Here is an 8,428-nt window from a genome sequence, read left to right on the forward strand (position 1 = left end):
CGAGCACTGGGCGACAACGCATCTCGGTGCGTCGATGCTGGCCCGGCGTCGGCATGCTCTCATTGATTTGGCGTCAAACACGAAAACTGTATGACATTAAATTGTGATATAGGTGGGATATTGAACACCCTACCCTCTGGGGGTTGCCGCTCAGTTTCCGGATCGCCGCATAGGCCAGTTGCGCGAGGGCCTGCTCTTGGGGCTTATCGAACGCCGCGGGTTGGTCCTGGCCCGCCACCCGGGTACTGCTGGTGGGTGTCGCCGGTTTGAATCCAAGCTGGGTCGCCAACTGGGACTGGGAAACCATCGTGGCCGTCTTCGTCCCCACCTGATCCAGGTCCAGCACCAAGGTCTGGAGTTGAATCGGCGATCCCGGCCGTTTGGCCTCGTCCACGATCTCCTGAAACCGGTCATGCGCCACGATGTTCAGCCGGTCCACCGTAGTCACACCGGTGCGCACACCGTAGGGCAGGCGCAGCCCGCGGCCGATGGACTGCTCGATCAGCACCCGCGCATTGGCCGCGCGCAGGGGCACGATGGTGTAGAGGTTTGTGACGTCCCAGCCCTCTTTGAGCATATTGACGTGGATGACGATCTCGGTCGGCTCCTCCGTATGTTCCACCTTAAGCAAGCGTGTGATCATCGCCTCCTCCTCGGCCCCCGTCTTGCTCGAATCCACCTGAATAACCTTATCCTTGTAACGCCCCTCGAAAAAGGCATCGGACTGGATCAGCGCCAACAACTGGCCCGCGTGCGTGGTGTCGCGCGCGATGACCAAGACGAAGGGCTTGACGATGGGCTTGTCGAACTGCCGCGCATAGGTCTCCAATTCGACCTTGACGCCCTCGTGCAGCCGCACCCCGTCCTCCAGTTTCAGGCGCTCGATTTCGTCCGCCGACATACCGCTGGGGTCGAAGTCCTTGCGTGTCACCACCGCCGGTTCCTTTACGAAGCCGTCGGCCATCGCCCGGCCCAGCGGGTAGTCGACGATCACGTTCTTGAACGGCAAGGTACCCTTGCCGGTCTCGACGTAAGGCGTGGCGGTCAACTCCAGCCCCAGGATGGGCTTCAATTCATTGATCGCCCGTATGCCCGCGCCCGCCCGGTAACGGTGCGACTCGTCCATCAGGAGCACCAGGTCCGGTAGCCCGGCCAGGTAGTCGAAATAACTGGCGCCGATATACTCGGACAACCGCTTGATGCGCGGGGCCTTGCCGCCGCGCACCTCGGAGTTGATCTTGGAGATGTTGAAGATGTTGATCCGCACGGAACCGAACAGGCGTCCGCCGGTGACGTTCTGCTGTTCGTAGTTGTCGCCGGTGATGACCATCGGCGCTTCGGTGGCAAACTCCGCGATGCCGCGGAAGACATACTTGGGCGTGTTCGGGGTGAAGTCGGCGATCAGCTTGTTGTAAATGGTCAGATTGGGCGCCAGCACGAAGAAATTGTCGATGCCGTGGGCCAGGTGCAGATAGCTGATGAAGGCGCCCATGAGCCGGGTCTTGCCTACGCCGGTGGCGAGCGCGAAGCACAGGGACGGGAAGTCCCGCTCGAAGTCCGTGACCGATGGAAACTCACTGCGGATTGTTTCCAGCACCGCAGAGACGTCGGCGCCCTTGCCGGGCGGCGTAATCTCCATGATCCGGTCCAGGACCTCAAGCGAGCGGCGCTGGGGAGGCCGCAGGCTCAGACGGCCGGCGATGGCATTGACGTGGGGGTTCATGCGATAGCCGTCCTTTGTGGTGTCATCACTGGTCGCCAGCGTTCAATCGTCGATGCAGATTGCGCGCCGATGAATCGATGTCCGGTACCTTGTGCAGCACGACATCCCAATATCGACAAGACCTGCTCTCTATTCATGTCTGACCTCTCTCGTTCCCACGCTCCGCGTGGGAATGCAGTCTTGGACGCTCCGCGTCCAGTGAACCGGGCTGAATTCGATTCCCGCCGACATCCTGCACACTCGGGACGCAGAGCGTCCGCGGAGGCGCTGCCACGCAGAGCGTGGGAACGAGGTGGGTCATGATAATTCCTCCGGGTCGAAGAGGTCCATCTGCCCCGGCGCCGGCGGCGCGCTCGGCAGGTTCTCCACCCGCAGCGAATAGTCGTCGTGGCCCCACTCGCAGCGGGAGAGGACCTGCCGGGGGATCTTCTTCACGGTGAGATTGGGGTACAGGTCCGCGCGGGCGCGAAAGGAGGTACAGAGCACCAGCAGGCTGCGCTGCGGCCCCACCTCGTCGCTCAATTGCGCCAGCTGCTCATGGGTCAGGGCGGCGGTGGTCACATAGACGAAATCGCGCTCGGTGGAGTGCCCGTGCTGCCAGTAGACACAATCGGATGGGGCATAGCGGAAGCCCTCCAGCTTGCACAGTGCCTCGGCGAGCATGGCGGCGTTGTAGTCGTGATTGATGACCCAGTTGCCCCAGGTGTCCTTCTCCAGCAGCGAGGGGGCGAGCCGGTAATAGCGAAAGCCCCCGCCGCCCTTCCAGCCCACTGCCTTGGTGATGCCGCCGGGGTCATCATTGTCGATGACCTTTTTGAGCCGCGGGATGATGTGGGTGTGGCAGTGCTCGCCCAACTCCACCATGATCCAGCGGCGGCCCATCTTGTGGGCTACTGCGCCGGTGGTGCCGGAGCCGGCGAAGGAGTCGAGCACCAAGTCCCCCTCATCACTCGCGATGCCGATAATCCGCTTAATCAGCTCTTCTGGCTTTGGCGTGGAAAATGGGACCTCACCTGGGAAAAGAGACACCAATTGCGACTTGGCACTGCCGGTCGTCCCAACCTCCGTGTAGAGCCAGATGCTGGATGGAACAAGTCCCGCCTGCACTTCTGTGAGGAATTTCTTCACACGAGGGGCATTGCTCCCGTCGCTACCGAACCAGATCCTGTTATCGGAAACCATTTCACGAAACCGTTCTTCGGTATAGAGCCAACAGCGCCCAGGCGGCGGATCTATTCGGCGGCCAGAGGGCGTTGTGATGGTAAAGAACTGGGCTTGCCGTCTCCCTTTCTCGGCCTTCGCATGAGCTGGCAACGACGCCCAACGTCCCCGGTCGTCATCATCGGGGTTCGTATACCGATCAAGCTGGGCCTCACTGGCTGGCAGCGGGTTGCGAATCTCTTTCCACCTTAACCGATTGGTGGCGAAAACCAAGATACTATCGTGGACCGTCGAGACATCTGTCCTGTTCTCCCTGGTAGGTGTCTTCTGCCAGATGATGTTGGCAACAAAATTCGCCCGCCCAAACACTTCATCACACAAGACCTTGAGGTAATGACACTCGTTGTCATCGATGGTAATCCACAAAGACCCATCCTCCGACAACAAGCGCCGGATAATCTCCAGTCGGTCGCGCATCAGCGACAGCCAGATGGAATGCTCCACCCCGTCGTCGTAGTGGGTGAAGGCGCTCCCGGTATTGTATGGCGGATCGATGAAGACGCACTTCACCTTGCCCGTGAACTCCGCCTCCAGTGCCTTGAGCGCCAGCAGGTTGTCCCCGAAGATCAGCCGATTGTCGAAGCAGTCCCGCCCCGTCACACGATGGGCGGCGTGATACGACCGCGCCGGGTCCTCCAGCAGGATGCGCGGCTCCAGTCGCGGCCGGTTTTCCTTGCCGATCCAGGTCAACTCCAGTTTTTGCTTCGTCGCCATGATCAGAAAGTCCAGCCTTGCTGCGCCATGAAGGCTTCCAAGTTAAGACACGGCACACCGAAGTGTTGGCAGACATTGGGCACCTTAGCGGCGTTCGGTTTCAGCCCCTCTTGGGTAACAACCGTCGCCCCTTTGTGCTTGGCTGCCGCCACTACGAAGGGGTCGGCAACCGGTGTGCCTTTGAGGATCGCCTTGGTGCTCAGGAGGGTTTGGAAATGGGGAATCGCGAGGATTTGCTGAACGATCAACAACTCATCGTTGCTCGGACTGGCAAAGATGTTCTTATGGTCCTTCGCCCAGTCCTGAATGAAATCCGTATCGTTGTAGTTATGCAATTCATTGAAGACTTCTCGGACTGACACGAGTTCGCCGCTGGCAGCCGCCGTGGCGATCCGCTCCCAAAGGGTCGGAAAGGCCGTCGGATAATAGTTCTTCAGGACGATGAAGGCGCCGGTATCGAATACGTAGATCATGCCGGCACCGCGTTACGGAACAGTGCCTCCTCAAGACCCGCGACGCTCTTGGTCCGGACGCCGAGATAGTCCGCAGTCTGTTCGAGGGTCAATCGCCCTTGATAATGCTTGGCGAAAACGAGCCGCATGTAACCTTCACCGAGGTAGGTCGTCTGGGTCGCATAGTAGTCGCCGCCGGACCCGCCATTCTCGGTTTCGGTCGCCCACTGCTTGACCTTCGCCTCGTACTTGCTTTGGTCGATCAGGCCGCGATCAAGGAGTCGGCGTAGGATTGACTCCCGGCTCACATGATAGCGCCGCGCCAGCGGCGCCGCCGCATCGTCGTATGGTTCAGAAATCTCGGTCAATTGGCTTTCAAAGTCCGCAGAAGGAACCAGAATCTCGGCCGCAAGCGCGTTGCAGAATCGTTCGATGCCTCGCTCTCTCTGTGGCAACTCTTGAAGATGGGCGTCATCCACGGTCGAGATCGCGTTGACCTTCAGCAGCAAATGCGCCAGCTCATGGAAGAGGCTGAAGATCTGGCGGGTCTTGGCGGTACTGTTGTTCAAATAGATGAGCGGGAATTCATCGTCCGCCAGGCAGAAGCCGGAAATGGTCTTCTGCTTGAAGGAGTGCTTGAAGACAAATACGCCACTGGCTTCTACTGCACTCCGCCACACCTTAAGCGCCGCCTCCGCGCTCTTCCAGCCAATTTGTGCATCCAACGCGATACCGAGGTACGCGCGAACCCTGTCGCCCGCTTCCCGTACGTTGCTTTGGGCGGTTAGCGTCAAGTCCCGGAAAATCTTGCGCGGGGAAGCGTTCACACCGTCGTTCAGCTCCCGCAAGGAAATCTGATAGGCGTGGGCCATGCGAAGCTGATAGCGGGTGTCCGCGGTCAGGCGATCAAGTTCGCTGTCGGGCAGGGTGCGAAACTCTTGCTTGACTTTGTGCTCCTTGGGGGGCGCAGGCAGGAAGAAGACCGCCAACGGTCTTTTGTACAATCCATAAGCGAGGCTTTCTAGCTGGGCATAGGTCGGACTGGCCGCGCCGGTCTCCCAGGCAACGATCTCGTCGATATCACGCTTGAGGTGAATGGCGACATCATCAAGCGAATAACCCTGAGACTCCCGCGCCCAGCGGAGAACCGCCGGCTGGACACCCAGGGTATGGAACCCGAGCTTCTTGGCCACTCGTTGCCTCCGCAATGTTCTTGGTTTGCCGTGTGGCGTTTGCGATTCGGCTCAATGGATAGACCAGCGAATCGAAAACAACGCTTGGATCGACAGCGCCTGCGCCAGTTTCGCTTCGGTCTCTGCGATCAGTCGTTCCCGTTGGCGGTCCACCTCGTCCTGTGCATCAAAGAGTGAACGCCGTTTTCGGCTACGCTCCGCCTCCATGGCCTTCACCTGCCGTTGACCCACGAGCTTCTCCTCCAGCGTGACGGCGGCGCTTGCCGCCCGGCGTGCCTCCCGAATCTGGCGATCCATTTCCTTGATTTCCCGTTCCAGTCCGACCTTAAGATCGTCGGCCCAGCCGTCGAGTTTCTGGGCCTCGGACTCGAAGAAGCGGGCATTGCGCTCGGACACCTGGCGTTCGATGGCACCTCGTTGCCGGGCCGTCTGGGCACCCAGGGCCTGCTCCGTCAGCCCCGGTCCGTCTCCCGCCGGGAGCGGGGAAGCCGAGCCGGGCACTGTCATCAGTCGGGCAACGGCGTCCGGGTCCAGGGGCTCGCCGTCGTCCGTCACGGCGGCGAAGATCAGATGATCCTCCCCTTGGTCCAAGGATTCTACACGCAACAGCGATAGCATCAGCCAGCCGGAGCGACCGATCAGGGGTTCGATGAGGCTGATCTTGCCTGGGTGGCGGCCGTAGTCGAAGCGGATCTCCGCGGGCGGCAGGTCACGGCCCTTGGCCTTGGCGAGCAGGGCCTCGGCCAGGGGGTGATTGAGACGGTACAGATGCGCCTCACCGGAGCGGCGCGGCAGTTCATAGAGTCCGAGCGGGATCGCAGTACCCGCATCCGGCGGCGCCCGGTGGAGACGGAAGGAGGCATCGCCCAGGAACTCGGCAGCGTTGCTCAACTCGTGGCGGGTGAGTTGCATGAGCAGGCGCTCGTAGCGGGTCAGGCTCGCCTTGGCGGTCTCCTCACGGACCCGCAGCTTCTCGCGCACCTCGTCGTCGAAGTTCTCCAGGAGTTGGGCGCGGGTACGGGCCATGGAGGTGTCGATCTCGAAGCTCAGCTCCAATTGGAGTTGGTCAAAGGCGTTCTGGATCTCCTCGGGCCTGCGGCAGCGCTGGTAGATGGCGGCAATACGCTTCTCGAAATCCACCCCGGACTCGATGGCTCCAAGCACCTCGTCGCTGGCGCCGAAGACGCCCTCGAAGAGCTGGAACTTCTCGGCGAGCAGTTCATAGACGCGCTGGTCGGCGGCATTCTTGCGGTTGAGGAAGTTGACCACTACCACGTCGTGCCGCTGGCCGTAGCGGTGACAGCGGCCGATGCGTTGCTCGATGCGTTGCGGGTTCCAGGGAAGGTCGTAGTTTACCACCAGGGAGCAGAATTGGAGATTGATGCCCTCGGCGCCCGCCTCGGTGGCGATCATGATACGGCCCTGGTCGCGGAAGTAGTCCACCAGGGCGGAACGCATGTCGGCGGTCCGCGAGCCGGTGACCCGGTCGGTGCCCTGGTGCCGCTCGAACCATTGGGCGTAGATGTGGCGGGAGCGCTCGTCGGTGTTGGAACCGTTGAAGAGGACGATCCCCTCTTGGTGGGGACTATCCGCCAACAGGCGCAGCAGATAGCTTTGGGTGCGGCGGGACTCGGTGAAGATGATGGCCTTCTCCGGCGCACCCAGCGTCTTGGCCTTGGCGAAGGCGACACCGAGTGCCTTGAGCAGGGCCTTGCCCTTCGCGTTGTGGTCGAAGGAGGCGGCGAGTCGGGCGAAGGCGTCCAGGTCGGCGATCTCGCGCTCCAGGGCTCCCCGGTCAGTCTCGCTCAGCGGCTCGGGTGGGGTGTCGTCGGGCCACTCCTCGGCGGTCTCGTCCAATGCTTCGTAATCCTGGTCCAAGGCCTGTTAGCGGCTCGCGGGGTTCCTTTATCCCCACCTTGGCCCTGAGCCGGTTGGCAATGGTCGTCAAGGCCCCGGCAATGGCGAAGGTGGACGAGGCCAGGAGCTTGCGCAGGACCAGCGTCATCAGGGAGCGCTGGCTGGCGGGCAGGGCCTGGAGGTTGTCCCGCTGCAGGTAGTCCGACACCAGGTGGTAGAGCCGGTCCTCGCCCTCTTCGGGGGTGAATTCCTCCACCAGCGGCAGGCGCTTGGTGAAGGGGATATAGGCGGTAACCTGACGCCGCAGGGTGCGATGGCAAATGGGCTTGAGCCTGGCCTTGAGGGTGGCGAAGACCTGCGCTTGGGTCAGGTTGGCGAATTGCTCCCGGAAACTTTTTAGATCCCCAAAGCTGTGCTCGTCGATGAAGCTGACCAGGCCGAACAGTTCCAGGAGTGAGTTCTGTAAGGGCGTTGCGGTGAGCAACAGCTTGTGCCGGCCGGCCAGGGCCAGTTTCAGGGTATTGGCGATGACGTTGGACGGTTTGTAGACGTTGCGCAGGCGGTGTGCCTCGTCGATGACCACCAGGTCCCAGGCGGTGGCCTGGACATCGGCCGCCCGGCTCTTGGCGAACTGGTAGGAGCAGATGACGACCTCGGGCACCTCGAAGGGGCGGAACTGGCCCTGGCGGATCGCGGCGTTGTAAGACTTGGCCTCAAGGAGTCGGCAGGGCAGGAAGAATTTCTCGGTCAACTCCTGAAACCATTGCTTGCGCAGGTTCGACGGGGTGATGACGAGGATGCGGCGGCGCCGCTCCGCCCAGCGTTGGGACAGGACCAGGCCGGCCTCGATGGTCTTGCCGAGGCCCACTTCATCCGCTAGCAGGGCACCCTTGGACAGGGGGGGGGCGAAGGCAAACAAGGCCGCATCGACCTGATGGGGGTTGAGGTCGACCTGGGCGCTGGCAACGGCACCCGCGAGCCGCTCGGGACTGTCGGACGGGAAGCGGCGCGTCAGTTCAAAGGCGATGTACTTGGTATGGTAGTCCGTGAGGCTCATGGGTCAACCAGAGTTTGGGCCTGTCAAGTCAACACGGCAACGCACAGCCCTGAAGCATAACCCTGCCGCCGCCTGACAGCGGGCGATGCCGGCGCCGGTGGGCGCTGGCGTTGACTGTTGCGGGGTGGGTTGGCCCTGACCAGGGGTGGCAACGGGAAGCCCGGGCAGGTGCCGGGAGGGTGGTCGGAGCGGTACGCGGGCGTGCGTCACG

General features: G+C 61.8%; 6 protein-coding genes. All 6 read right to left on the minus strand.

Going from position 1 to position 8,428, the window contains the following annotated elements:
* Positions 1 to 73 precede the first annotated feature (73 nt).
* Positions 74 to 1,723, minus strand: coding sequence for a DEAD/DEAH box helicase family protein (locus tag QZY48_RS03665; RefSeq protein ID WP_295427862.1), 1,650 nt, complete (start codon positions 1,721 to 1,723; stop codon positions 74 to 76).
* 297 nt (positions 1,724 to 2,020) lie between these two features.
* On the minus strand, positions 2,021 to 3,658 hold the full coding sequence (locus QZY48_RS03670; protein ID WP_295427865.1) for a site-specific DNA-methyltransferase: 1,638 nt from the start codon (positions 3,656 to 3,658) through the stop codon (positions 2,021 to 2,023).
* Between the two features lie 2 nt (positions 3,659 to 3,660).
* The gene (locus QZY48_RS03675; protein WP_295427868.1) at positions 3,661 to 4,131 is read right to left on the minus strand and encodes a PIN domain-containing protein; all 471 of its coding nucleotides are present in this window, start codon (positions 4,129 to 4,131) and stop codon (positions 3,661 to 3,663) included.
* The gene (locus QZY48_RS03680; RefSeq protein ID WP_295427870.1) at positions 4,128 to 5,303 is read right to left on the minus strand and encodes an ImmA/IrrE family metallo-endopeptidase; all 1,176 of its coding nucleotides are present in this window, start codon (positions 5,301 to 5,303) and stop codon (positions 4,128 to 4,130) included. The genes QZY48_RS03675 and QZY48_RS03680 overlap by 4 nt, the downstream gene beginning before the upstream one ends.
* Positions 5,304 to 5,354: 51 nt before the next feature.
* Positions 5,355 to 7,160: a helicase-related protein gene (locus tag QZY48_RS03685; protein WP_295427872.1), complete on the minus strand. Its 1,806-nt coding sequence runs from the start codon at positions 7,158 to 7,160 to the stop codon at positions 5,355 to 5,357.
* Positions 7,099 to 8,217: a DEAD/DEAH box helicase gene (locus QZY48_RS03690; RefSeq protein ID WP_295427874.1), complete on the minus strand. Its 1,119-nt coding sequence runs from the start codon at positions 8,215 to 8,217 to the stop codon at positions 7,099 to 7,101. The genes QZY48_RS03685 and QZY48_RS03690 overlap by 62 nt, the downstream gene beginning before the upstream one ends.
* Between the last annotated feature and the right edge of the window lie 211 nt (positions 8,218 to 8,428).

This window comes from uncultured Thiodictyon sp. (genome assembly GCF_903828115.1).
Classification (GTDB): Bacteria; Pseudomonadota; Gammaproteobacteria; order Chromatiales; family Chromatiaceae; genus Thiodictyon.

Coding starts and splice junctions, on each gene's coding strand:
- QZY48_RS03670 (WP_295427865.1), bottom strand. CDS start 3,658: ATGGCGACGAAGCAAAAACTGGAGTTGACCTGGATCGGCAAGGAAAAC.
- QZY48_RS03690 (WP_295427874.1), bottom strand. CDS start 8,217: ATGAGCCTCACGGACTACCATACCAAGTACATCGCCTTTGAACTGACG.
- QZY48_RS03665 (WP_295427862.1), bottom strand. CDS start 1,723: ATGAACCCCCACGTCAATGCCATCGCCGGCCGTCTGAGCCTGCGGCCT.
- QZY48_RS03675 (WP_295427868.1), bottom strand. CDS start 4,131: ATGATCTACGTATTCGATACCGGCGCCTTCATCGTCCTGAAGAACTAT.